19 protein-coding genes are annotated in these 24,204 nt (G+C 71.3%); 7 read left to right on the top strand and 12 right to left on the bottom strand.

The window, feature by feature from the left end:
* Nucleotides 1-141 precede the first annotated feature (141 nt).
* A complete protein-coding gene (gene pyrE, locus EBO15_RS21035; RefSeq protein ID WP_122196184.1) occupies nt 142-678 on the bottom strand; it encodes an orotate phosphoribosyltransferase in 537 nt (178 codons plus the stop codon).
* An 86-nt stretch (nt 679-764) separates the two neighbouring features.
* Here pyrE and EBO15_RS21030 point away from each other — a divergent pair, with 86 nt between their 5' ends.
* The 3 genes from EBO15_RS21030 to EBO15_RS45385 all read left to right on the top strand — a co-directional run bounded on the left by EBO15_RS21030 (nt 765) and on the right by EBO15_RS45385 (nt 4,151).
* Nucleotides 765-2,024 (top strand): amidohydrolase family protein, encoded by a 1,260-nt coding sequence (locus EBO15_RS21030; protein ID WP_122196136.1) that lies wholly within the window; start codon nt 765-767, stop codon nt 2,022-2,024.
* Nucleotides 2,025-2,123: 99 nt separating this feature from the next.
* Nucleotides 2,124-3,167: a dipeptidase gene (locus EBO15_RS21025; RefSeq protein ID WP_122196135.1), complete on the top strand. Its 1,044-nt coding sequence runs from the start codon at nt 2,124-2,126 to the stop codon at nt 3,165-3,167.
* Between the two features lie 264 nt (nt 3,168-3,431).
* A complete protein-coding gene (locus tag EBO15_RS45385) occupies nt 3,432-4,151 on the top strand; it encodes a hypothetical protein (RefSeq protein ID WP_199744703.1) in 720 nt (239 codons plus the stop codon).
* A gap of 81 nt (nt 4,152-4,232) precedes the next feature.
* On the opposite strand, the gene EBO15_RS21015 is transcribed toward EBO15_RS45385, so the two are convergent.
* The 3 genes from EBO15_RS21015 to EBO15_RS44315 form a co-directional block, all read right to left on the bottom strand.
* A complete protein-coding gene (locus tag EBO15_RS21015) occupies nt 4,233-4,859 on the bottom strand; it encodes a tetratricopeptide repeat protein (protein ID WP_233616331.1) in 627 nt (208 codons plus the stop codon).
* 222 nt (nt 4,860-5,081) lie between these two features.
* Nucleotides 5,082-6,521 (bottom strand): NYN domain-containing protein, encoded by a 1,440-nt coding sequence (locus EBO15_RS21010; RefSeq protein ID WP_122196133.1) that lies wholly within the window; start codon nt 6,519-6,521, stop codon nt 5,082-5,084.
* A 444-nt stretch (nt 6,522-6,965) separates the two neighbouring features.
* Nucleotides 6,966-9,596: a sigma-70 family RNA polymerase sigma factor gene (locus EBO15_RS44315; RefSeq protein WP_158628310.1), complete on the bottom strand. Its 2,631-nt coding sequence runs from the start codon at nt 9,594-9,596 to the stop codon at nt 6,966-6,968.
* 446 nt (nt 9,597-10,042) lie between these two features.
* Here EBO15_RS44315 and EBO15_RS21000 point away from each other — a divergent pair, with 446 nt between their 5' ends.
* Nucleotides 10,043-10,630 carry a nucleotidyl cyclase domain-containing protein gene (locus EBO15_RS21000; RefSeq protein WP_122196132.1) on the top strand — a complete coding sequence of 196 codons (588 nt, stop codon included), beginning with the start codon at nt 10,043-10,045 and terminating at the stop codon, nt 10,628-10,630.
* Nucleotides 10,631-10,770: 140 nt separating this feature from the next.
* On the opposite strand, the gene EBO15_RS20995 is transcribed toward EBO15_RS21000, so the two are convergent.
* Nucleotides 10,771-12,507: a DUF7800 domain-containing protein gene (locus EBO15_RS20995; protein WP_456047876.1), complete on the bottom strand. Its 1,737-nt coding sequence runs from the start codon at nt 12,505-12,507 to the stop codon at nt 10,771-10,773.
* 104 nt (nt 12,508-12,611) lie between these two features.
* Entirely contained in the window at nt 12,612-13,160 is a 549-nt protein-coding gene (locus EBO15_RS20990) for a GNAT family N-acetyltransferase (protein ID WP_199744702.1), read from the bottom strand.
* 144 nt (nt 13,161-13,304) lie between these two features.
* Here EBO15_RS20990 and EBO15_RS44310 point away from each other — a divergent pair, with 144 nt between their 5' ends.
* Nucleotides 13,305-13,460: a hypothetical protein gene (locus EBO15_RS44310; protein WP_158628309.1), complete on the top strand. Its 156-nt coding sequence runs from the start codon at nt 13,305-13,307 to the stop codon at nt 13,458-13,460.
* Nucleotides 13,461-13,588: 128 nt separating this feature from the next.
* Here EBO15_RS44310 and EBO15_RS20985 read toward each other — a convergent pair whose 3' ends face one another.
* Complete coding sequence (locus EBO15_RS20985) at nt 13,589-15,193, bottom strand: MFS transporter (protein ID WP_122196131.1); 1,605 nt, start codon at nt 15,191-15,193, stop codon at nt 13,589-13,591.
* 120 nt (nt 15,194-15,313) lie between these two features.
* On the opposite strand from EBO15_RS20985, the gene EBO15_RS20980 reads away from it, so the two are divergent.
* The gene (locus EBO15_RS20980) at nt 15,314-16,045 is read left to right on the top strand and encodes a TetR/AcrR family transcriptional regulator (protein WP_122196130.1); all 732 of its coding nucleotides are present in this window, start codon (nt 15,314-15,316) and stop codon (nt 16,043-16,045) included.
* Nucleotides 16,046-16,179: 134 nt separating this feature from the next.
* On the opposite strand, the gene clpB is transcribed toward EBO15_RS20980, so the two are convergent.
* From clpB to dnaK, 5 genes are all read right to left on the bottom strand, one after another.
* Nucleotides 16,180-18,762, bottom strand: a complete 2,583-nt coding sequence (clpB, locus tag EBO15_RS20975) for an ATP-dependent chaperone ClpB (protein ID WP_122196129.1) — start codon at nt 18,760-18,762, stop codon at nt 16,180-16,182.
* Nucleotides 18,763-18,786: 24 nt separating this feature from the next.
* Complete coding sequence (locus tag EBO15_RS20970; protein ID WP_122196128.1) at nt 18,787-19,236, bottom strand: heat shock protein transcriptional repressor HspR; 450 nt, start codon at nt 19,234-19,236, stop codon at nt 18,787-18,789.
* A gap of 7 nt (nt 19,237-19,243) precedes the next feature.
* Nucleotides 19,244-20,431, bottom strand: a complete 1,188-nt coding sequence (gene dnaJ / locus EBO15_RS20965) for a molecular chaperone DnaJ (protein ID WP_122196127.1) — start codon at nt 20,429-20,431, stop codon at nt 19,244-19,246.
* A 219-nt stretch (nt 20,432-20,650) separates the two neighbouring features.
* A complete protein-coding gene (gene grpE, locus EBO15_RS20960) occupies nt 20,651-21,268 on the bottom strand; it encodes a nucleotide exchange factor GrpE (RefSeq protein ID WP_122196126.1) in 618 nt (205 codons plus the stop codon).
* Nucleotides 21,265-23,124, bottom strand: a complete 1,860-nt coding sequence (gene dnaK / locus EBO15_RS20955; RefSeq protein WP_122196125.1) for a molecular chaperone DnaK — start codon at nt 23,122-23,124, stop codon at nt 21,265-21,267. Before dnaK ends, grpE begins: the two co-directional genes overlap by 4 nt.
* A 356-nt stretch (nt 23,125-23,480) precedes the next feature.
* Between dnaK and EBO15_RS20950 the strand changes: the two genes are divergently transcribed.
* Nucleotides 23,481-24,083 (top strand): RNA polymerase sigma factor, encoded by a 603-nt coding sequence (locus EBO15_RS20950; protein WP_122196124.1) that lies wholly within the window; start codon nt 23,481-23,483, stop codon nt 24,081-24,083.
* Nucleotides 24,084-24,204 lie beyond the last annotated feature (121 nt).

Here is a 24,204-nt window from a genome sequence, read left to right as displayed (position 1 = left end):
CACCCTCCACGATCGTCCCGGCGGCCTTCCGGCCGCCGACCCCTGCGACCACGAGACACGCCCCGCGGAACGTCGGTTCCGCGGGGCGTGCCGTGTCATACGAGGCCGTTCCGGTCAGGCCGGACAGTGGCCAGTCGGTGGTCAGTCGAGGCCGAGGTCGGTGACGGCGTAGGGGTGGCGGTACTCGAGGCCCTCGGCGGCGATGCGGTCGGCCGCGCCGCGCTCCAGGATCGTGGCGACGGCGACGACCTCGGCGCCCGCCGCGCGCAGCGCCTCGACGGCGGTCATGACGGAGCCGCCCGTGGTCGAGGTGTCCTCGACCGCGAGGACGCGGCGTCCGGCGACGTCCGGGCCCTCGATGCGGCGCTGGAGCCCGTGCTGCTTGTCGGCCTTCCGGACGACGAAGGCGTCCAGCTTGCGGCCCCGCGCGGCGGCGGCGTGCAGCATCGCGGTCGCGACCGGGTCCGCGCCGAGCGTGAGCCCGCCGACGGCGTCGTACTCCAGGTCGGACGTGGCGTCCAGCATCACCCGGCCGACCAGCGGCGCGACCGCGCCGTCCAGGGTGACCCGGCGCAGGTCCACGTACCAGGACGCCCGCCGCCCGGAGGACAGCACGAAGTCGCCGTGCACCACGGCCTTGGCCTTGATCTCTTCCAGCAGGTCATCACGATCGCTCACGCTGAGCACTGTATTGCCCCGGGCGGACCGAACCGGGCGACGGGGCTGCGGACACGGCTCTTGACCTGCGGGTCCATGATGGTGAGGTGAGTGTCACCCCTCCCGGCGCCCCGACGCCGCACGCCCCGCCCGCCGCCGCCGAGACCGTCGTCTACCGGGGAGGTGCGCTCGTGGACGGCACGGGCGCGCCGGCCCGTCCGGGCACGAGCGTCGTGGTGTCCGGGGAACGGATCACGGAGGTGGGGCCCGACGCGTCCGTGTCGGCTCCCGCGGGCGCGCGGGTCGTGGACCTCGCCGGACGGTTCGTCCTGCCCGGCCTGATCGACACCCACCAGCACCTCGCGACACCGCCGGACCGGCCGCTCGCCGAGGCGACGCTGCGCCGCGACCTGCGCGGCGGGGTCACCGCGATCCGGATCATGGCCGACGACCTGCGCCAGATCGCCGACGTCGCGCGCGCCGCCCGGGTCGGCGAGATCGCCGCGCCGGACGTCCGGTACGCGGCGCTGACGGCCGGGCCGTCCTTCTTCGACGATCCCCGGACGGCGCAGGTCAGCCAGGGCGAGACGCCCGGCGCGGTGCCCTGGATGCAGGCGATCGCGCCGGACACCGACCTGCGGCTCGCGGTCGCCCTCGCACGGGGCACGCACGCCACCGCGATCAAGATCTACGCCGATCTGCCGGGCGAGACCGTCGCGGCGCTGACGGCCGAGGCGCACCGCCAGGGCCTGCGGGTCTGGGCGCACGCCGCCGTCTTCCCGGCCACGCCCGCCGAGGTAGTCCGCGCGGGCGTGGACGCCGTCTCGCACGTCACGATGCTGGCGTTCCAGGAGCCGTCCCGGCCGCTCACGACCTACGCGGACAAGCCGCCGATCGACCACGCGCGCTTCATGGACGGCGCTCATCCGGCCGTGGCGGCCCTGTTCGCCCACATGCGCGCACGAGGAACCGTCCTCGACGCGACCGGCAGCATGTGGAACCCGGAGTCCCCCTCAGGGGAACTCGCCGCCGTCCTCACGGCACAGGCCCATCGCGCAGGCGTGGAAGTGTCGACGGGCACCGACAGCGATCCCGACCCTGAGCGCGACCACCCGCCCGTCCTGGACGAGGTCGCGTTCCTAGTCGAACGATGCGGATTCACGCCGCTGGAGGCGATCCGCTCGGCGACCCTCGTGGGCGCGCGCGCCTTGGCGGCCGAACACGAGATGGGCACGGTCGAGCCCGGAAAGCTCGCCAACCTGCTCGTCCTCGCGGACGACCCGCTCCGCGATATCCACAACCTGTGCACCGCCGAACTGGTCGTGAAACGCGGCCACGCCCACGCCCTGAACACACGGCTCGCCTAGCCTCCGCCCCGGCTCGCCTAGCCTCCGCCCCGACACGCCTGGCCTCGGCCCCGGCTCGCTCAGGCTCCGCCCCCGACACGGCCACCGGAAGGACCATCAATGATCATCAACGCGCTCGGCGGCCTGGACAACCCCAACGCCGGACTCGCCGACGGACCGTCCGCGACCAGCCGCGACCTGGTGATCGACGAGCGTGCGCTCGCCGACGCCCGCGCGTCCGGCCTGACCGCCGTGAACGTCACGCTCGGCTACGTCATGGGCGACTTCCCGCCGTTCGAGCACACCCTCGACGAGATCTCCGTCTGGGACGACCTGATCGCCGCCCGCCCGGAGAGCCTGCTGAAGGTCCTGACCGCCGACGACGTCCGCCGGGCCGGACGCGAGGGACGCGTCGGCGTGATCTACGGCCTCCAGAACGCGGTCCAGACCGGCGACGACCCCGGACGTGTCGCCACGCTCGCCGAGCTGGGCGTGCGCATCGTCCAGCTCACCTACAACCCGGCCAACCAGCTCGGCTCGGGCTGCATGGACGCGTCCGGCGGCGGCCTCACCCCCTTCGGCCGCGACGTCGTGGACGCGCTGAACGAGCAGCGGCTCATGGTGGACCTGTCGCACAGCGGCGAACGCACCTGCCTCGACGCGATCGCGCACTCCACCCGGCCCGTGTCGATCAACCACACCGGCTGCCGCGCCCTCACCGACCTGCCGCGCAACAAGACCGACGCCGAACTCCGCCAGGTCGCCGAGCGCGGCGGGTTCGTCGGCGTCTACTTCATGCCGTTCCTGAACCCGTCCGGGCGCGCCACCGCCGAGGACGTCGTCGCGCACCTCGCGCACGCGGTGAACGTGTGCGGCGAGGACCATGTCGGCATCGGCACCGACGGCGCGGTCACCGCGATCGACGACCTCGACGAGTACCGCGTCCGGCTCGCCGAGGAGGTCGCCGAGCGCGCCCGCACCGGATCCGGCGCGACCGGCGAGGCCCCGGACACGCTCCCGTTCGTCCCGGACCTGACCGGCCCCGACCAGTTCCGCCGCCTCGCGCGCCTGCTCGAACGCGAGGGCTGGCGGGAGGACCGCATCGCCAAGGTCATGGGCGCCAACTTCCTCGCCTTCGCCGACCGGATCTGGGCCGCGGAGTGATCGTGCGGTGATCGCGGAGGGACCGCCGTTGCGCACGGCGCGCGGACGGCGCGGACGTGTACGGTGGGCAGCCGACGGCCGCCGCGGCCCCACGTCCCTTGCCCGCGCTCAGCTCGCCGAACGCGAGGACGAGGACGAGGACGCGGCCGACCGTGTCCACGGTCCACTCGGAGTCAGGCGCGGCGCGGCCCGCGCGACCCGCGCGACCTGGCGCGTTCCGCGCCGGGTCCGGCACGGTTCACACGGAGTCAGGATGACGCAGACGTGACGCCCGGAACCCTCGTCCTGCTGCACACCCCGCACGCGAGCGCCGACGCCTGGGGCGACCTGCCCGAGATGCTGCGCTCGTACGGCTTCGACGTCGTCACCCCCGACATTCCGGACCTGGAAGGCGTGGGTTACGTCGCCCGCGCCTCCCTCATCATCGCCGCGACCGCCCCGGACGTCCCGCTCGTCCTCGTCGGCCATGGCTCGTCGGGCCCGCTTCTCCCGGCGATCGCGTCGGCGCAGCGCGCGGCGCACCGTCCAGTCGGTGCCTACGTCTTCGTGGACGCCTCCCTCCCTCGTAACGCTCGAGCCTTCCAGAACCACACGCACGCGACGGAAAACGCTCAGCCGCCCTCACCGGCCCCCGCACACGCCAACGCGCACGGGCTTCCCAACGCGCACGGCCTCGCCAACACGCACGGGACGGGCGACGCGCACCCGCACGTCCACGTGAACGGACAGGTGCTCCACCGGAACGGCACGCCGCCCGGGCAGGCCAAGGCCGCGCCACCGGCACCGGTGCCCGCCGACTGGCCCGACGCGCCCTGCGGCTACCTGCGCACCCACGCGGACCGCACCGCCACCCCACCCCGGGACGGCGCGGACTCCCACGACCAGGCCGTCCGCGAGGCGTCGCTGCGCGGCTGGACGGTCGTCGAACACGAGCCGCCCGCCGCCGTCGCCCAGACCCTCGGCGAACTTATCGCCACCCTCTGACAAACCGCGACGACGTCCTCACGCGACGCTGTTCGCGCAGGTCAGAGGGGTTGATGAGGAGAGTGGTCGCTGTCGCCCGGGTCAGGAGTCGGCGTTCTTGAGCAGGTCGTCGAGCATCGCGTCGTAGTCGTCCTCGGGACGGCCGAGGTCCATGCGCGCGCGATAGCGGAGCCGGAGCAGCGCCTCGAGGCTGTCCTCGGCGAGCGCCGCGTCGTCGACGTCGACCGCCTCACCGCCGGGCCCCGCCGGGCGCCTCCCCGCGGCACGGTCGCGCAGCGCCAGGACGACGTCCACACCGGTCGTCGACCACTCGTGCGCGCCCAGGACGTCGCCGTGCGCGTAGAGCGTCTCGGAGACCGCGCGGTACACCTCGGGGTCGCGCGGCTCGTCCGACCGGATGTCGCGCACCAGGGCGCGGGCCTCGGCGACGTGTCCCAGCTCGAACAGGGCGTCGGCCAGATACGCGCGCGGGTCGCCGTAGGTCTCGCCGCCGTCCTCCACCGCGCGGCGGTAGAACTGGGCGGCGCGGTCGTGTTCGCCGGCGTGCTGCCACTGCTCGCCCGCGCGCAGCAGCACGTTGGCGCGTGACACCCCGCCCGACACGGCGTCGGCGAGCTCGGCCAGCCGCCGTGCCGCCGCGATGTGATCGCCCGTGCGCAGCGTGTCGAACTCCAGATCGTCGAGATCGTCTTCCGTCACATGCGTCACGCCTCAACGCTACCCGGCGTCGCATGCCCGAAGCGGGCGAATCTCGGATGATCGCTGATGAATTCGCGTTTCCCGCAGGTCATCGGGGGTGTGAACACGGGCAAGGCGGGTCGAACCCGTGCGGTGACGGTCGTTCGCACCCACGGCGGAACCGCCTGGACGGACGCGTCGACGACGCCCTGAACGGACGTGGACCTGCGCTTTCGCGGGCGCGCGGACGATTCAGCGGCGCGAGCGTTCCAGGGCGTCCCAGAAACCGCGGCGGAGGGCGTGCCGCACCTCGTCATGGAGAAGGAAGTCGATGGGGAGCGACGAACCCTGGAGTAGGCGGGCCTCCAGATCGGAGGGCATGCGCGGCTTGCGCGCGAGAACGGCCTCGAGCCACAGCGCGGGCGCGTCGCGGGCGACGGACTCGCCGAAGTCCTGCCCCTCCTGGTGAGCGGCCTTCACTGCGTCCGAGAGGCTCGGCGCGCTCTGCGCCGGGATGGGCAACGGCGAGATCTGCTGCGGGCCCGTGTAGGGGCCGTGCGGCTGGGACGCCGTCGGTGGCAAGGACGGCGGAGGCGCCGTAGGCGGCGTCGTCGGTGAGGGCGACGAGCTGTAGAGCGGCCCGGTGGACGGCGGCGGCGACGTGGGCGCCTTGGTGGCGGACGGGCCGGGCGTGGGAGCCGCGTGCAGAGGCGAGGGGATGCCGGACGGCGAGCTCGAGGTGCTGGACGAGCCCAGACCGCTCGTACCGAACGAACCGAGCGATCCCGTCCCGAGACCGGGCGGGGACGAGCCGAGCCCGGAGGCGGACGCTCCGAGCCCAGGAACGGACGATCCGAGGCCGGCCGAACCGAGCCCGCCCGAACCGAGCCCGCCCGTGCCCGCGCCGAGCGACGGGGGGGTTCCGGCGCCGAGGCTCGGCATACCGGATCCGAGGCCGCTTCCGCCGTCGAGCCCGGCCGAGCTCATGTGCGAGGGCGGGGAGGTGATCGGGGACGACGGCGGAGGGCTGCTGTGCGTGCTGGAGTGGAGGGGGCTGAGCGTGCCCGTGCCGACGCCGCCATGGCCGTTGCCGTGCCCGTTCGCCAGGGGGGCGGGCGTCGTCGAGGAGCCGCCGGTGCCGCTCGCGCCGTCCATGCCGGTCAGCAGGTTGACGTACGGGCGCAGGTGGCCGGAGCCGATCTCGATGAGGTCGTCGCATTCCTGCCGCAGCACGCGCGAGATCGTCCAGTTGCCGTCGACGGCGACGTGCACGACGGTCACGCGGACGCCGAGGTCCTGCGCGTCCGCGACGACCTGGGCGAGGTCCTCGTCGCCGCTGACCACGACCGCGTCGGCGAGCGCGCCGTTGCGGGCGAGCGCCATCAGGTCGCGGTGGATCTCGGTGTCGACGCCCTCACGGCGGCCGGGACGGACGCGGCCGAGCCGCAGCTTGAGGCCGGGCAGGTCGGCGAGCGCCTCGTGCTCGGGAGCGCGGCGTCCCTCGACCGTCGCCTCGTACCAGTAGCAGCGCAGCATGGGCAGGCTCGTGCGCTCGCGCGCGAGGTTGCCCAGCAACTGCAACAGGCCGCCGAAGTCCCAGGACACGGCCTCGCGATGGCGTGTGCCGTGCACCGCCATGGCGCCGTCCGCCAGCAGGTAGCCGGCGTCTACGAACAGCGCACAGCGATCCATGCGGCTCCGCCTTTCGTCAACACGGGACCTCATGCGGCTCCCACCCGGTGGCGAGGTCGGCATGGGGCACCCTCATCGGGCCCGCTCTCCTGGCTTACGGACGTGGGCCGGTCGAAGACCCCGGGCGTTCTTAGCGTAGTGAAGCCCGTAAGACCGGTAGGCCAATACGGCGATTCGACACTCTTTCACGACAGTCCGCCGTGCGCGAGCCCCCTGGTGGCCCGTGCTCCCACGCGCGTCCCGTCCGTCGAACGGGCCGCTCCTGCGCGGACGCTACCAGCCGTTCCGGTCGGTCCCTAATGCTTCGTCCATGATCTTTACGGAAACTCCCGGCACACGGTCCAATGCGGGCGAGTCGTCCTCAGAGCTCATGACCCGCCCATGGTGCGACCGTGGTTCGCGCACGTCAGACGTCAGATGGTCGCGTGCGGACCGGTGCGGACGTCAGCTCCGCATAGGCGCACTTACTGTGACTACGCCCAGAAGCACGGCGTCGTCCTTAGTTTCCACAGAGAGTTTCGAACGGCGGCCAAGGACGGCTGTGAAGTCGTCCACATCCGTGCCGAACGTCAACTGCGGTCCGACCGCGCCAAGGGAGGAGCTGTCGAAGACGTTGTCCGCCGCACGGGTGCCCGTATTAGGCGTGAGCGGACGGCCGTCCAAGAGAACCCGGTCGCCCTTGAGGCCGGCGTCGCCTTCCCAACCGACAACCCCGATGTGCGCGGGACGGGCCGCAGGGTCGAGTCCGCTAAGCGGGATGTCCGTGCTGCGGTCTCCCCCGGAACTGAGCGCGCGCGGACCATCCAGAACCACGATCTGCTGAAGCGGGGCAGCCGGATCCTTCACGGCGACGACCAGGCTCCACCCCGCATAGTGCGAGGCTCCTGTAACGGTCGGGACGTCAGCTCCCCACCATTCGCCGCCCCCGTGCGCGCGCACGAGATTCGTGACGTCCGCGAACGCCTGGTAAGCGGTGAAGTCCGGGAGGCGGCCGCTCTGCACATCGCTTGGCTTCACTGTCTCGTACTTGCCGTTAGGCGGACGCAGGCGAGCGGTGACCGGACCTACGTCCGAGCCCTTCGCCACACCGGACCAGTACATGCCCGCCCACAGAACGGACGAGCCCTTCGGAAGGTCTAGGCGCGCTGCACTCGACGACTTGGTGGACGGGTCGTCGTCGCGGTCCACAGGCTGCATGTTCCAGAAGTCGTCGTCCTGCTCGTCGCCTTGGCGATTCAGTGCTTGCCTGCACCTCGGCTTGGTTTCGTCGCAACTGAGTAGGGAGTTGCCTACAGACACGACGCTGGCTTTGCCGTCCGTGGCGAACCGTGCGGGCATCCCGCCTTTGACGACTCCCCAGGACGCCTTCGCCGCGACCTTCTGCTTTCCCGAGTGGAGGGTGACTGTGGGAGGCCGCCCGACAGGCGCCGTATTGCCGACCTGGACCCGCAGGTAGGCCGAGGTGCTCTGATCCTTGGGCAGCGCGGCGTGCGTGCAGCGAACGCTGCCCGTCGGGGCCTGAACAGGGCGGCAGGACCAGCCGTCCCCTGCCGGCACGAGCGGCTTGAAAAGAACACTGCGACGTCCGGTGGCGGCCCCTGCATAGGAGACCTCCGGAGGAAGCGCGACGTCCGCGAGAAGGTCGTCCGTCTGGCCGCCGGAGTTGTGGACGGTCATCCCGACAATGCCCGGCTGGTTGTGCAGGAGCGCCCCGACAGGGCCGATATTGACGTCCAGCTTCGCGGGAATCGCGGGCACGGGGACTTCCGGCTTGGGCGGCCGCTGGTTGGGCCTCGCCTTGGGAGCGGGCTTAGGCGGGATGAGTTTGGGCTTGGGGTGCGGGGGCTGAGGCTTCGCGGCGGGCGGTTTCGGTTTCGCGGGCGGCGCCGGGGGAGCTGCATGCGGCGCCGCCAACACCGGCTTGTGCGCGTGCGTAAGCGGCTGGCTGTTGGAGGCGAGGTTCATGGCGAGTGCGATTGCCGCTGCCACGACCGCAGCGACACCGCCCGCGCTCAGCGCCTGCTGCTGTCGCTTCGGCAGGTGCCGGAACCAGGTCCAAAGGCCACCTCCGACGGCGCCGCCTTTGGCCGCCGTAAGGTACGCGGTGACCGCGCCACCAAGAACGAGCGGGCCGAGGGCCTCGCGCAGCGCGGTGTTGATGTCGGCGAGTTCGACGTAGAGCCCTTTGCAGTGTTCACAGTCGGCAAGGTGCCCTTTGACGCGTCGCGTGTCTCGCTTGGCGAGCCCCCCACGCACGTACGCGCCCAGCATCTCCAGGATGGGACGGCACTTCTCGTCCACGACGACCGGTGTGTTGGCGAACGCCAAGGTCGTCGCCGGTAGTGCTTCTGGAGTGGAAGGTGGGCTTGAGACCCCGCCCGTGAACGCGACACCGCTTCGAGAGATCGCGCGCGCAGGAGCCGACTCCTCGGAATCGCGGGAATCGGGCAAGCGGGTCGCAGCAGACTCCTCAGGCATGGAGCCATACGAGGTCGCCAGGTGCATTTGCAGGTACGCCTGACGCAGTCCTTCACGCGCGCGATAGGCGAGCGCCGCGACACCGTTGGCCGTGAGGCCGAGCAGTGGCGCCACCTCGGCGGGCTTCGCTCCCTCCACCTCGGTGTGCCACAGGACGGCCTGCCAGCGCTCCGGCAGCGACCTGAACGCGCGCACGATCATCGAGCGCTCCAGGCCCTCCAGGGCCGAGTCCACGAAGGGCGTGCCTGGGTCGAAGAGCTCGATCTGGTCGGTGCTCTGCAGGCGCTTCTCACCCCGGTAGCGGTCGTACACCGTCCGCCGGACCGACGTCAGCAGGTACGGCCGGAATCCCGACTGAGGGCCGCCGCCGCGCTGCAGCACGTCCAGGATCTTCGCGAACGCGTCCTGGACGGCGTCCTCCGCGGCGTCCCCGGTGACCAGGTGGTGCGCCAGCGCGCGCGCCGCGTTCACGTGCCGCTCGTACAGCTCGCCATACGCCGTGAGGTCGCCTTCACGGATCCGTGAGATGAGTGCCGCGTCGCTGGCCTCGCCCCCGCCGTCCCCGGCCGGGGCCACCTCGAACGCGGTTTCGCTCACGGATCCTCCAGGTCGAAGCAAGGCATGGAGCGTCCACCAAGGAAATCCGGGGACGGAGCGTCGCGCGGTCACCCCCACCTATGGAAGCTGTAGGTGACGGCTTGACCACGAAACGTCGCGGGGAATGATTCCGCAAACCGCGTCATGACTAAACCGCTTCCGCGTCATAGGTCTGGGAGGACGCACCGAAGGGACAGTCCACCCTCCGATACGACCGACGAACGAGCAGGTGATCGGGTGTGCGTAGGACCGGACTGCGGAGCTCGGCGCAGGTGCCGGGAGCTTCCGGCGACAATCCGGCGAGTCTCCTCGTGGAGGCATGGCGGCGGCAAAGCGCCGCGGCGGGATGGGGACCGCCGGGCGATTGGTGGGCCCCCGCCGTAGAAGAGCTCGCCAGCGCGGCACGCAACACGGCCCGGCATTGGGACGCCCTTGCGGACGCGTGCATGCGACTAGGCCAGGAACGCGGCGCGGCCGGAATCGGCGTTGGCGAGACGCTGGTAGACCTGGGTGCGTTCTTCGACGTTCTGGACGGATCGCAACCGCCGCTGGAACTCGTCCGGCGGATGGCCGAGGGCTGGGCGGACGTCGCGCTCGCACCACTGACGGCGGAGCCGTGCCGGGATCCGCTGACGGGACTGATGACGGTCTCGTACATGCGCGCGCGCCTGAGCGAGCTGTACGCGGCCGGCGACCTGGACGGGCGAGGACCCTCCGAAACGCACTGCCTGGTCATGCTCGACCTTGCAGGTGGCTGCGAACCGTGGCGGAAGCTGGCTCGCGCCATCGGCGTCGCCCACGAGCTGCGCATGGTGTTCCGGAACGGCGAGACGGCCGCGCAGCTTGGGCCGGGGCGCGAGGCCGTCCTCGTGCCGCTCTCACCGCATCTGTCGCCTCGTCTGGCGATCCTGCACTGTCGGATCGTCCGGGCGTTGCGCAGCGATGTGCTCGCCGGACGGTTCCTGATGTGGGTGGAGTGCCTACCTCGCGCGCATGAGGAAGCCCTGGCCCTGCTCGACCCGCAGCCCCGCTGAGTGGCCGGGACCTAAGCGGTCCCGGCCGGCGGACGCCATCGGCGCCACTCGCGGCCCCGGCGAGGGGGCGGGGGCGCGGCGCCGATGGCCCGATGGGTGTGTGTCCGTTCCGATGCAAGAGGGGGCGGAACGGACACACCTCACCGGGTGAGCGAGACCATGGACACCTGCGTCAGCTCGGTGGCCGCCGTAGGCGACTGCCAGCGGACGCGGCTGTCGCGTCCGGTCAGCTCGACCGTCGCGATCGCGTTGTCGAACCAGGGACCGTCCGTGACGCGCCACCGCAGCGGCGGACGCGGAACGCGCGCCATCCGGGCGAGCCAGCGGAACGGCACGCCGACGCCTCGCGCGCACGCGACACGGTTGGCCCACTGGTACTTGCTGGGCAACGGGTTGCGAAGCGGCGAGCACACGACCTGCACGACCTCGGACGTCACGTCCGGGGAGGTGACACGGGCCAGGTAGGAGTAGTGGACGTCACCGGAGAGAAAGGCGACTGTGGCGGGCGCGGAACCCCGCTCGCCGCGCGCCACGGCGACGATGTCGTTCGCGACCTCCCGGAAGGACCGCTCGAACGCGGCCCAGTGCTCCAGGTCGGCGGCCTGCCGGATCTTCTCCCCGACGTTGGCGGCGCGCGCGCCCCACGCGCCCTCCGCGACGGCCTCGTTCCACGACTCCGCGTGGTGAATGGCGGGCGTGAGCAGATACGGCAGGGACGACGCGACCAGCAGATGGTCCACGTCGCCCTGGAACTGCCGGTCCAGCCAGTCGAACTCCTCGTCGTCGAGCATGCCGCGACGGTCGGGCGTCAGCAGCCGTGAGCATCGGCTGTCGACGACCACCAGCCGGGTCCCTCCCCACTCGTGCGCGTAGCTCCAGTGCGCCGTCACGGGCTCGCGGTCGGCGCGCTCGGCGAACTCGTCCACGAGCTTGCCGCTGTCACCGCCGCTAGCGGACACCTCCCGGGCAGCCGCGTACACCGCGTCCGCCAGACGTCCCTCTGGGGAGAGGTTGCCCAAATGCTGATACACCCAGTAGGAGCTGATCCCGCCGACGATGCGGTCCCGCCACCAGGGCAGCGCCCACATCTGCTGCCGCCACGCGTACGAGGTGTTCCAGTCGTCGCGAATGTCGTGGTCATCGAACACTGTGAGCGTGGGCACCGTGGACAACAGCCAACGGACGGCCGGATCCTCGCGCCAGGCGAGTTTGTAAAGGTGCGTGTACTCCTCGAAGTCCGCGATCTCATCATCCGGACATGCTTCGGAGGGCTTGGCTTCCTGAAACCCGGTGCTTCCGGATGTGTCGTTCCCAACGAGAGCTTTGGCGGGGGTGTCGTGGGAGAGGTTCGCCGGGATGCCGACTTCGCGGATGTTGCTCCCGTGGCCACCGCGTCGCGCGCGCACGATTTCGCGCATCGCGGGGTCGAGTTCGTCCGCGTACACCTGGTCGCCGACCATGAGCAGGATGTCGGGCCACGTCGCGTCCGGACGCACGAGGTGGTGCGCGAGAGCGGAGAGAGTGTCGAAACCGTGCTTGCCCTCACGGTCCGGTGAGCGGCGGCACGACCCGAACGAGACGCGCAGCGTTCCGGACGGATCGAGCGTGCGCAACTGGCTGGCGGGAAACGCGGAGCCCTCCTCGGGCCAAACTCGTGCGCCGTTCAACTCCACCTGGTACGGAACCCGGGCGCCAGGAGCGAGGCCGCCGACCTCGACAAGGGCGAAGTGATGCCCGTGGAGAGTGAAGGTGTCGGCCACAGCCTCCACGTTCTCCGCGCGCACGAGAACCCGGCATGGACGGTCGGTTTCCACCCACACCGTCGCAGTGCGTTCGCCGACATGCCGGAGGAGGGGTCCCAGTACCAAAGCGGTCATAACTCGCCTCTCTACTGGATGCGAGCCTTCGCCGTCCATGGGTTGACGAGTTCGACTTGCCCGGCGTGTCCGCCATGGTGAGAGCCGGGAAAACGCTGTTTCCGTCAGGACGCGTGAGCGCAGGGGACCCAATAGCGCAGCTTGATCCCACGACGGTCCTCGAGAACACCGCCGTTCCTCTCGATGACGAACCGTGACGCGGTGTTGTCAGCGTCACACGTGACGAGCACCCGGTCGATGCCGAGCTCACGCGCGACGGGAAGGGCGGCGCCGAGCATCGCACTCGCGTGCCCGCGACGGCGGGCCGACGGCCGGACGTCGTAGCCGATGTGCCCGTTCGACTCGAGCAGCCAGGGATTCAACCGGTGCCTGAGCGTCAGCCGCCCGACGAACTCGTCCCCGTCCACCCACCACAGGATCGTCGTGGGGACGTGCTCCGGCGGACGCGGTGTCTCCTCCAGCGCCAGCGAGCGGACGTGCTCCACGAACCGGCCGAACGGCTCCGGCTCGTCCCAATGGCTGCTGAAGACGCGTATGTCGCGCCCGAGCCAGCTGTCGTCCTCAGGGGCGCCACGTCCCTCGGCGCGGAACTCCTCCATCGCGGCGAGGAACGAGACCCGGACCCGGGCTTCCGGAGCGATCAGTACAGGCACATACCCATTTCTACTAGGAAAGGGCCATGTTCCGGGTGAGTGTTGCCTAGGTAGGCGAACTCACCATGGTGGGGCCAGCCCCACCATGGGTTTGGGGTGCTGGTCCCATGTCTCCCTCCTGCTCGATTCCCTAGATTCGGTGGCATGAGGGAGAACCACCGCACCGAGATCCGTCCGCGTCGCGTCATCCTGGTCGGCGCCCTGCTCGGGACGGTCCTGGCGGCGGGCGTACTGCCGCCGCCCCCGAACCCCGTCCAGAAGATCGCGCAGCACGCCGTCTCTCGCCACGCACAGCCCTGAGCCGCCGTCCTTTGGCGGATCGGCGGCTCAGCAGGAGTTGTCCACAGGTTGGGGACCGGCTTCCGAGCGGGGGCTCCGTCCGGTCAGGCTGGATCCGTGCGGCTCGTCCAGGGGGGACGGGCCCGGGCTCAGGACTTCCGGACGGGGGAGGGGTTCTCGGTGGAGGCTTCGAAGGTCGTGATCTCGAGGTCGGCGTTCGCCGCGCCGATCGTGTCGTCCGCGGTGGCGGTGGCGGTGGCGGTGGCGGGGACGGTGGTGGTGTCGGCGTCGGTGTCGGGGGCGGTCCGGCCGCGGAGGACGAACAGGGCGAGGACGGACGCGGCGACGACCCCGGTCAGGCTGGCGAGGAACGTGGTGCCCATGGCCGTGGTGAAGGCGTCGCGGGCCTCGTGGACCAGGGAGGCGTCGCCGGTCCGGGCGGCGACCGCGAGGGCGTCCCCGATGGACCTGCGGGCCTGCTCGGGCGCGCCGTCGGGCATCGCCGCGCCGTAGGCGCTGGTGAGGGCGGTGCCGAGGAGCGCGACACCGAGCGCGGCGCCCGCCTGCTGGATGGTGTCGTTCAGGGCCGAGCCGACCCCGGCGTGCTCCGCGGGGACCGCGCCCATCAGCGCGCCGATGGTGGCGGGCATCGCCAGGCCGCTGCCGGCGCCCATCAGGAAGAGGCCGATCGCGACGGGCCAGTAGCCGTCCCCGGGGGCGAGGCCGGCGAGCATGCCGAACCCGGCGGCGACGACCAGCAGGCCGGTGACCGCGGTGATCCGGTTGCCGAGCTTGCCGACCAGACCCGCGCCGACGCCGTTGAACACCAGGGCCGCGACCGCGATGGGGATGAAGGAGAGGCCGGTCTTCATGGGCGAGTAGCCGAGGACGAACTGCAGGTACTGGGTGAGCGCGAGCAGCAGCCCGCCGTTGCCGATCTGGACCAGGGTGAGCGAGAGGCTGCCGCCGGCGAAGTCGCGGTCGCGGAACAGGTGCAGCGGGACCATCGGCGACTCGACCCGGATCTCCCAGACCACGAAGCCGACGAGGGTGGCCACGGTGGCGGCGCCGCCGATCAGGGTGTGCGCGTCCAGGCCGTTCTTCGGGAACTCGATGATCGTCCAGACCAGGGCGACCATCCCGGTGGCCGACAGGACCATGCCCAGCGGGTCCGGCTTGCGCCACGGGCCCCGCGACTCCGGCATCAGGGTGGCGGCGGCGAGGATGGAGAGCGCGGCGATCGGCACGTTGATCAGGAAGACCGCGCCCCACCAGAAGTGCGCGATCAGGACGCCGCCGAGGATCGGGCCGCCGACCAGGCCGACCATGGAGACGACGCCCCAGGCCGCCATCGCCTTCGGCCGCTCGTCCTCGTCGAACACCGTGATCAGGATCGACAGGGTGCTCGGCAGGACGAGCGCGCCGCCGACGCCCATCACCGTCCGCGCGGCGATCAGCATCCCGGCCGAGTCGGCGAGCGTGGCCGCCAGCGAGGCGACCCCGAACAGGGCCAACCCGATGATCATCAACCGGCGGCGTCCGAACCGGTCGGACAGGCTGCCCGCGGTGAGCAGGAGCCCGGCGAAGACCAGGATGTAGGAGTCCAGGATCCACTGGATGTCCTGGGCGCTGGCGCCGAGGTCCTCGGTGAGCGGCGGGATCGCCACGTTCAGGGCCATGTTGTCGATGACCAGGACCAGGGTGCTCAGGCAGAGCACCACAAGGATCCACCAGCGTCGTGGATTGCGGTTCATCTCGTCTCCCGGTGCGTACAGTGTTCGCGTCGTTGGGAACACTGTACGCATGGCGGAACAGTGTGCGCAAGCGAGTACGCCGTGCGCTAGGCTGGATCCGATCCCGAAAGGAGGCCGCAGATGGCCGACGACCAGGTGTTCTCCTCGGTCTGGGCGCGTCCGGAGAAGATCCGGACCACGCGCCCGGCACTGAACCGGGAGCAGATCGTCACCGAGGCGATCAAGCTTCTGGACGCCGAAGGCGTGGACGCGCTGAGCATGCGCAAGCTCGGCCAGGCCCTGAACGCGGGCGCGACGTCCCTCTACCGGCACGTCGCCAACAAGGACCAGCTGCTCGAGCTGGTGGTGGACGAGATCTACGGTGAGCTGCGCGTCCCCGCCCTCGACGACCCCGCCGAGTGGCGTCCCGCCGTCCGCGCCCTCGCGCACGAGATGCGCGAGATGATCCTGCGCCACCCGTGGATCGCGCCCATCCTGGGCCTGGTCGGCTCCACCTACCTCGGCCCCAACGTCGTCCGCCTGACCGACGAGATGCTCGGCCTGCTCGAGGACGCCGGCTTCGGACTGCGGGAGGGCGACAGCGCCGTGAAGGCCCTGTTCGCCTACGTCATCGGCTGGACGATGTCCGAGGCCGCCTGGCTCCTCGCCCTGGCCCGCAGCGGCAAGACCGAAGAGGAGTGGCTGGAGCAGGTCCGTCCCGCCATGGAACACGCGGTGAGCGCCCACCCCCGCCTGGCCAGGCTCTACGAGGCCCACCGCGATGCTTCACCCGTCACCGAGAGCGTCCCCCAGGACGAGTTCGACTACGGCCTGGACCGCTTCCTGGAAGGCATGCGCCCCACCCACCCCTGACCCAGAGGAGCCCCGCCCACTGCCGACGCCCGCGCTGCCCATGTGGCCGGCGTGCGGGCGAGGGGCTCGTGGTCGGTGTGGGGTGAGTTGTGTCATGTCGAGGGGCGCCCGTCGGGGCGCCCCTCGGTGGTGGGTCAGGGGGCCTGGGTCACCGTGAGGGTGTCGGCGAGTTCGTCCAGGTCCACGCGGACCTCCTCGCCGTCCTGGATGGCTCCCGAGAGGAGTTCCTTGGCCAGGCGGTCGCCGATGGCGGTCTGGACGAGGCGGCGGAGCGGACGGGCCCCGTACAGGGGGTCGTAGCCGGTGAGCGCGAGCCACTCGCGGGCGGCCTCGGTGACGGTGAGGCGCAGGCGGCGGTCGGCCAGGCGGCGGGACAGGCGGTCGACCTGGAGGTCGACGATGCGGGTGAGCTCGTCGGTGGACAGGGCGTCGAAGACGATGACGTCGTCCAGCCGGTTCAGGAACTCGGGCTTGAAGGAGGACCGGACGGCCGTCATGACCGCCTCGCGCTTGGCGCCGTTCTCCAGGGACGGGTCGACGAGGAACTGCGAGCCGATGTTGGACGTCAGGATCAGGATCGTGTTCCGGAAGTCCACCGTGCGGCCCTGGCCGTCGGTGAGGCGGCCGTCGTCGAGGACCTGGAGCAGGATGTCGAAGACCTCGGGGTGCGCCTTCTCCACCTCGTCCAGCAGGACGACCGAGTACGGGCGCCGCCGGACGGCCTCGGTGAGCTGGCCGCCCTCCTCGTAGCCGACGTAGCCGGGAGGCGCGCCGACGAGTCGGGCCACCGCGTGCTTCTCGGAGTACTCCGACATGTCGATGCGGGTCATCGCCCGCTCGTCGTCGAACAGGAACTCCGCGAGGGCCTTGGCCAGCTCGGTCTTGCCGACGCCGGTCGGGCCGAGGAACAGGAACGAGCCCGTCGGACGGTCCGGGTCGGAGATGCCCGCGCGGGCGCGGCGGACGGAGTCAGACACGGCCTGGACGGCGGCGCGCTGGCCGATGAGGCGGTGGCCCAGCTCGTCCTCCATGCGGAGCAGCTTGGCGGTCTCGCCCTCCATCAGGCGGCCGGCGGGGATGCCGGTCCACGAGCCGACGACGTCGGCGACGTCGTCGGGGCCGACCTCCTCCTTGACCATGGCGTGGTCTTCGTCGGCCTGCTCGGCGGACGCCTCGGCCAGCTCCTTCTCCAGCTGCGGGATCTCCGCGTAGGTGAGCCGGGACGCGGTCTCGTAGTCGCCCTCGCGCTGCGCCTTCTCGGCCTCGGACCGCATCGCGTCGATGCGCTCCTTGACCTCGCCGACGCGGTTCAGCCCGGCCTTCTCCTTCTCCCAGCGGGCGTTCAGGACGTTCAGGTGCTCCTGCTTGTCGGCCAGGTCCTTGCGGAGGCGCTCCAGGCGCTGGACGGACGCCGCGTCGGTCTCCTTCGCGAGCGCCATCTCCTCCATCTTCAGCCGGTCGACCGAGCGCTGCAGCTCGTCGATCTCGACCGGACGGGAGTCGATCTCCATGCGCAGCCGGGACGCCGCCTCGTCCACCAGGTCGATCGCCTTGTCCGGCAGGAACCGGGAGGTGATGTACCGGTCGGACAGCGTCGCCGCGGCGACCAGCGCCGAGTCGTTGATCTGCACCTTGTGGTGCGCCTCGTAGCGGCCCTTCAGCCCGCGCAGGATCGCGACGGTGTCCTCGACGGACGGCTCGCCCACGAAGACCTGCTGGAACCGGCGCTCGAGGGCCGGGTCCTTCTCGATCCGCTCGCGGTACTCGTCCAGCGTGGTCGCGCCGATCATGCGCAGCTCGCCGCGGGCCAGCATCGGCTTGAGCATGTTGCCGGCGTCCATCGAGCCCTCGCTCGCGCCCGCGCCGACGACCGTGTGCAGCTCGTCGATGAACGTGACGACCTGCCCCTCGGACTCCTTGATCTCGTTCAGGACGGCCTTCAGCCGCTCCTCGAACTCGCCGCGGTACTTGGCGCCCGCGACCATCGCGCCGAGGTCGAGCGACACCAGCGTCTTGCCGCGCAGCGACTCGGGCACGTCACCGGCGATGATCCGCTGGGCGAGGCCCTCGACGACGGCGGTCTTGCCGACGCCGGGCTCGCCGATGAGCACCGGGTTGTTCTTGGTGCGCCGGGACAGCACCTGCACGACGCGCCGGATCTCGGCGTCGCGGCCGATCACCGGGTCGAGCTTGCCGTCGCGCGCGGCGGCGGTCAGGTCGACGCCGTACTTCTCCAGCGCCTGGAAGGTCTCCTCGGGGTTCTCGGAGGTGACGCGGGCGTGCCCGCGGACCTTCTCGAACGCCTCCAGCAGCGCGTTCGGGGTCGCGCCGTACTCCTTCAGCAGCCCCGCGACCGGCCCGCCGTCGGCGGCGAGGCCGACCAGCAGGTGCTCGGTGGAGACGTACTCGTCCTCGAGCTGCCGGGCGCGGTTGGCGGCGGTGTTCACCGCGACGATCAGCTGCCGCGACATCTGCGGGGACGCCACGGTCGAGCCGGCCGCCTTCGGCAGCGCCCCGAGCAGCTCCTCGGCGCGGCTGCGGACGGCCTTCCAGTCCGCGCCGACGGCCTCCAGCAGCGGGACGGCGGTGCCGTCGGTCAGCTGGATCAGCGCGACGAGCAGGTGCGGAGGCTCGACCTGCGGGTTGCCCTCGGCGGCCGCGCGGCGCACCGCGAGCGACACCGCCTCCTGGGACTTCTGAGTGAGCTTGTAGTCCATCGTCGGATATCCCCCTGGTCCCGGCTAGTGGTCCCGGCCGCGCTCGTGCCACACGACCACGCCCGTGGCGCGGACGGGCACGAGGTCTCCCCCGGGAGCGTCACCGGATTCACCGCGACGGCGCTGCTGCGCGAGACGCGCCGCGACCGCGCGGGTCGATTCGAGTTCGTTGGCGAGGTCCTGCAGGGCGTCCTGCGCGCGGTGGAGCTCGTCGCCCAGCCGCGCGTTCTCGCGCTGCAGTTCCAGGATGTGCTTGATGCCCGACAGGTTGATGCCCTCCTCCTGCGAGAGCCGCTGGATCTCGCGGAGGGCCACGATGTCGCGCATGGAGTAGCGGCGTCCCCGGCCCTGCGTGCGGCCCGGGGACACCAGGCCGAGCCGGTCGTAGGTGCGCAGCGTCTGCGGGTGCAGCCCGGACAGCTGCGCCGCCACCGAGATCACATAGACCGGCGTGTCATCGCCGAAGGGGTCCATGGTGCACCTACTCCTCCCCGGCCTGCCGGAGCAGTCCGCCGCGCAGGTCGTCGCCCACACCGGACGACCGCAGCGACTCCAGCGCCGTGCGGGTCTGGTCGTCGAGCTTGTCCGGCACCTGGACGTCCACCGTGACCAGAAGGTCGCCCTTGCTGCCGTCGCGCCGTGCCGCGCCCCGGCCGCGGACCCGGAACGTCCGCCCGTTGGGCGTGCCCTCCGGGACGCGCAGGGTGACGGGCTGCCCCTGGAACGTCGGCACCCTGATCTCCGCGCCGAGCGCGGCCTCGGGGAACGTCACCGGGACGGTCAGGGTGAGGTTGTCGCCGCTGCGGCCGAACACCTTGTGCGGCGTGACCTTGATGTTCACGTAGAGGTCGCCCGAGGGGCCGCCGTTCTCGCCGGGCGCGCCCTTGGCCTTGAGACGGATCTTCTGGCCGTCGGCGACGCCCGCCGGGATGCGGGCCTGGATGGTGCGGGTGCCGGTCGCGCGGCCGCTGCCGCTGCAGGTCGGGCACGGGTCGTCCACGACCAGGCCGCGGCCGCGGCAGATGTGGCAGGGCTCGCTGAACCCGAAGTTGCCGAGGTTGCGGGTCTCCTGCCCGGTGCCCTCGCAGTTGGGGCACACCCGCGGGACGGTGCCGGCCTTCGCGCCGGTGCCGTGGCAGGTGGGACAGGCCGCCTCGCTGGTCAGCTTGAGCGGGACGGTCACGCCGTTCATGGCCTGCGCGAACGTCAGGCCGACCTCGGTCTCGACGTCGGCGCCGCGCCGCGCCCGCCGCTGGCCCGTGCCGGTGCGGGTGCCGCCGCGGTTGAACAGGCCGCCGAACAGGTCGCCGATGCGCTCGCCGGCGCCGTGCGTCCCCGCGCCGCCGCCGGGGGGCTGGCCGCCCTGCCCGAAGAGGTCCCCCAGGTCGAAACCGAAGCCGCCGCCCTGCCCGCCGCCGGCGCCCCGGAAGCCGCTCGGCATCGAGCGGACCTGGTCGTACTCCTTGCGGCGCTGCTCGTCCGACAGGACGCTGTTCGCCTCGGAGACCTCCTTGAACCGCTCCTCGGCGTCCGCGTCGCCCTTGTTGCGGTCCGGGTGGTACTGCTGGGCGAGCTTGCGGTAGGCCTTCTTGATCTCGTCCTGCGAGGCGTTCTTCGAGACACCGAGGACCTTGTAGTAGTCCTTCTCGAGGTAGTCCTTGGTGCTCAAATGATCCTCGCCTTCCGCGTCTTCCCTTGTCTGCTGCCGGTGGGTGCCCCGGGCCGTCCCGCGCCCCACGCTGGGGAGGACGGCCCGGAACGGGTCGTGCCGGTCGGCCCGCGTCCACCGCCGGGGCCGTGGCCCGGGCGGTCGCCGGGCCGTGGCGCGGCCCAGGCGGTCGCCCGGGGCCGTCGGTGCCGCCCGGACCCTCGTCCGGGCGGCGGACCGCTACTCGGGCAGGTCGTTCCCGGCCTGCTCGGCGGCGTCACCGTCCTGCGGCTCGGCGACGGCGACCCGTGCGGGCCGCATGACGCGCTCACCGATCCGGTACCCCGGCTGGAGGACGTCCGCGACGCTGGTCTCGGTGACCTCGGCCGAGTAGGAGTGCATCAGCGCCTCGTGCACCATCGGGTCGAACGGCTCGCCCTTCTCACCGAAGCGCTCGAGGCCGAGCTTGCCGGTCACCCCCTCCAGCGCCTCGGCGACCGACTTGAACCCGCCGGTCAGCTCGTTGTGGTCACGGGCCCGGCCGATGTCGTCCAGGACCGGCAGCAGTTCGGAGAGCACGCTCGCCAGCGCCTGCTCGCGGACCGCGACGCGGTCGCGCTCGACGCGCTTGCGGTAGTTGTCGTACTCCGCCTTCAGCCGCTGCAGGTCGGCGGTGCGCTCGGCCAGCTGCTGCTTGTACGCGGCGGCCTCGCCGTTCTCCGGCTCGGCGGCGGGGGCCCCGGGGGCGGGGGCGGACGTCTCGTCCGCCCCCGCCTCCCGGACCTTGCCCGTCTCCGGGTCGATGCGCCGCCGGTCGCGGATCACCGGGCCGTCGTGTTCCTCACGGGGTGAGGTCACTTGGCCTCACCCTTCGGCTTTTCGTCGTCCACGATCTCGGCGTCGACGACCTCGTCGTCCTGCGGCTGGTCGCCCGCCGCGCCGCCGGCCTGCTCGCCGCCCGGCTGGGCGGCGCCCTCCGGGTTCTGGGCGTACATGGCGGCGCCCATCTTCTGGCTGGTCTGGGCGAGCTTCTCGGCCGAGGACTTGATCGCCTCGACGTCGGTGCCCTCCAGGGCCTTCTTGACCTCGGCGACGCCCGCCTCGACCTCGGTCTTCAGCTCGTCCGGGACCTTGTCGCCGTTCTCGCGGAGGAACTTCTCGGTCGAGTACGCGAGGGTGTCGGCCTGGTTGCGGACCTCGGCCTCCTCCTTGCGCTTGCGGTCCTCCTCGGCGTACTGCTCGGCCTCCTGCATCATGCGGCTGATGTCGTCCTTCGGCAGCGCCGAGCCGCCGGTGATGACCATCGACTGCTCCTTGCCGGTGCCGAGGTCCTTCGCGGAGACGTTCACGATGCCGTTGGCGTCGATGTCGAAGGTGACCTCGATCTGCGGGACGCCGCGGGGCGCCGGGGGCAGGCCGGTCAGCTGGAAGGTGCCGAGCTTCTTGTTGTACGCCGCGATCTCGCGCTCGCCCTGGTAGACCTGGATCTCCACGGACGGCTGGTTGTCGTCGGCCGTGGTGAAGGTCTCCGACCGCTTGGTCGGGATCGTGGTGTTGCGCTCGATGATCTTGGTGAAGATGCCGCCCTTGGTCTCGATGCCGAGCGACAGCGGGGTGACGTCCAGCAGGAGGACGTCCTTGACCTCGCCCTTCAGGACACCGGCCTGGAGGGACGCGCCGATCGCGACGACCTCGTCAGGGTTCACACCCTTGTTCGGGTCCTTGCCGCCGGTCAGCTCCTTGACCATCTCGGAGACGGCGGGCATACGGGTCGAACCGCCGACCAGGACGACCTGGTCGATGCCGTCGACGGTGATGTTCGCGTCCTTCAGCACCTGCTGGAACGGCGCCTTGGTGCGCTCGAGCAGGTCGCTGGTCAGGCGCTGGAACTCGGCCCGGGTGAGCTTCTCGTCCAGGTGCAGGGGGCCCTCCGCCGAGGCGGTGATGTAGGGCAGGTTGATCTGCGTCTCGGACGAGCTTGACAGCTCGATCTTGGCCTTCTCGCTGGCCTCGCGGAGCCGCTGCAGGGCCATCTTGTCCTTGGACAGGTCGACGCCGTTGGCGTTCTTGAAGCGCTCGACCAGCCAGTCGACGACCTTGTTGTCCCAGTCGTCGCCGCCGAGGTGGTTGTCGCCGGAGGTCGCCTTGACCTCGACGACGCCGTCGCCGACCTCCAGCAGGGACACGTCGAACGTGCCGCCGCCGAGGTCGAAGACCAGGATGGTGGCCTCGTTCTCCTTCTCCAGGTGGTACGCCAGCGCGGCCGAGGTCGGCTCGTTGATGATGCGCAGGACGTTCAGGCCCGCGATCTGGCCGGCCTCCTTGGTGGCCTGGCGCTGGTGGTCGGAGAAGTACGCGGGGACGGTGATGACCGCGTCGGTCACCGTCTCACCGAGGAACGCCTCGGCGTCCCGCTTGAGCTTCTGGAGCACGAACGCCGAGATCTGCTGCGGCGTGAACTCCTTGTCGTCGATCTTCTGCTTCCAGTCGGTGCCCATCTCGCGCTTGACCGACCGGATGGTGCGGTCAACGTTGGTGACGGCCTGCCGCTTGGCGACCTCACCGACGAGGACCTCGCCGTTCTTGGCGAAGGCGACGACGGACGGCGTGGTCCGCGACCCCTCCGCGTTGGCGATGACCGTGGGCTCTCCGCCCTCCAGAATCGCGACGACCGAGTTGGTCGTCCCGAGGTCGATGCCGACCGCACGTCCCATGTCTCGTCCTCCGTGGATCTTGCTAACCGTGCGCCGGGGCTCCGGGTCCGGGGGGACCCGCCGCGCCCGGCGAGAGTCTTCCGCTGTCTGTCAGGGTGCCGCCCCGAGGATCTCTTGTCAAATGACTTGAGTCGAGCGGACTCAACTTTGCTGACGTCTCGATCAACAGGACGCCTGAGCGCCCTATTCCCGTTCCCGGATTCCGGGTTTCTCAGGGGCGAACCCTCCCCGAGGAGGAGCCGGGCCCCTGCCTCAGGAGGACGAAACGGTCCGAGTCAGGCCGAAGGGGGCGTGAAAGGCTCCGGGGGCTTCGGGTGATAACGGACGACCGCCCTCCGCGCCACGGAAAGGCCCACATGACAAGGGAGTCCCTCGTCGCCCGGTCCCGGGTCGACGACTCGGCCGTGCTGACCTCGTCCAGGACGCATCCGGAGCGTTTCGGCGCGATCTTCGACGCCTACCACGCGGAGATCCACGGCTACGCGTCCCGCCGCCTCGGCGCGGACGCCGCCGCGGACGTCGCGTCGCAGACGTTCCTGGAGGCGTTCCGGGTGCGGCACCGCTACGACCCGTCCCGGGCGACCGTCCGGACCTGGCTCTACGGCATCGCCACCAACCTGGTCGGCAAGCAGCGCCGCGCCGAGGTGCGCGCGCTGCGGGCCCGCGCCAGGCTCGGCCCCGACCGGGACGCCGAGGGGCACGCCGACCGCGTCGACCTCGCGGTGGACGCCGCCGGACTGCGCGGCGCGCTGGCCGGGGCGCTCGCCGCGCTGTCCGACGGCGACCGGGACGTCCTGCTGCTGGTCGCGCTCGCCGACCTCAGCCACCAGGAGGTCGCCGCGGCGCTCGGCATCCCGTACGGGACGGTCGGCTCACGGCTGAACCGGGCTCGAAGAAAGCTGCGCGAGGCGCTCGGCGGAACCAACCCGATGCATGCTCAGGAGGACGACCATGGATGAGATCCGGACGGTCCGCGACGGCTACGGCACGCCCCGGCCCCCCACACAGGACGAGACGGCCGCCGCCCGCACCCGGCTCGCGGCGCTGATCGCGGCCGAGCAGGCCGACGCCGCGCCCGCC

The sequence above is a fragment of the Actinomadura harenae genome (assembly GCF_003696215.1).
Taxonomy (GTDB): domain Bacteria; phylum Actinomycetota; class Actinomycetes; order Streptosporangiales; family Streptosporangiaceae; genus Spirillospora; species Spirillospora harenae.
This window is presented reverse-complemented; position numbering and strand designations above follow the sequence as displayed.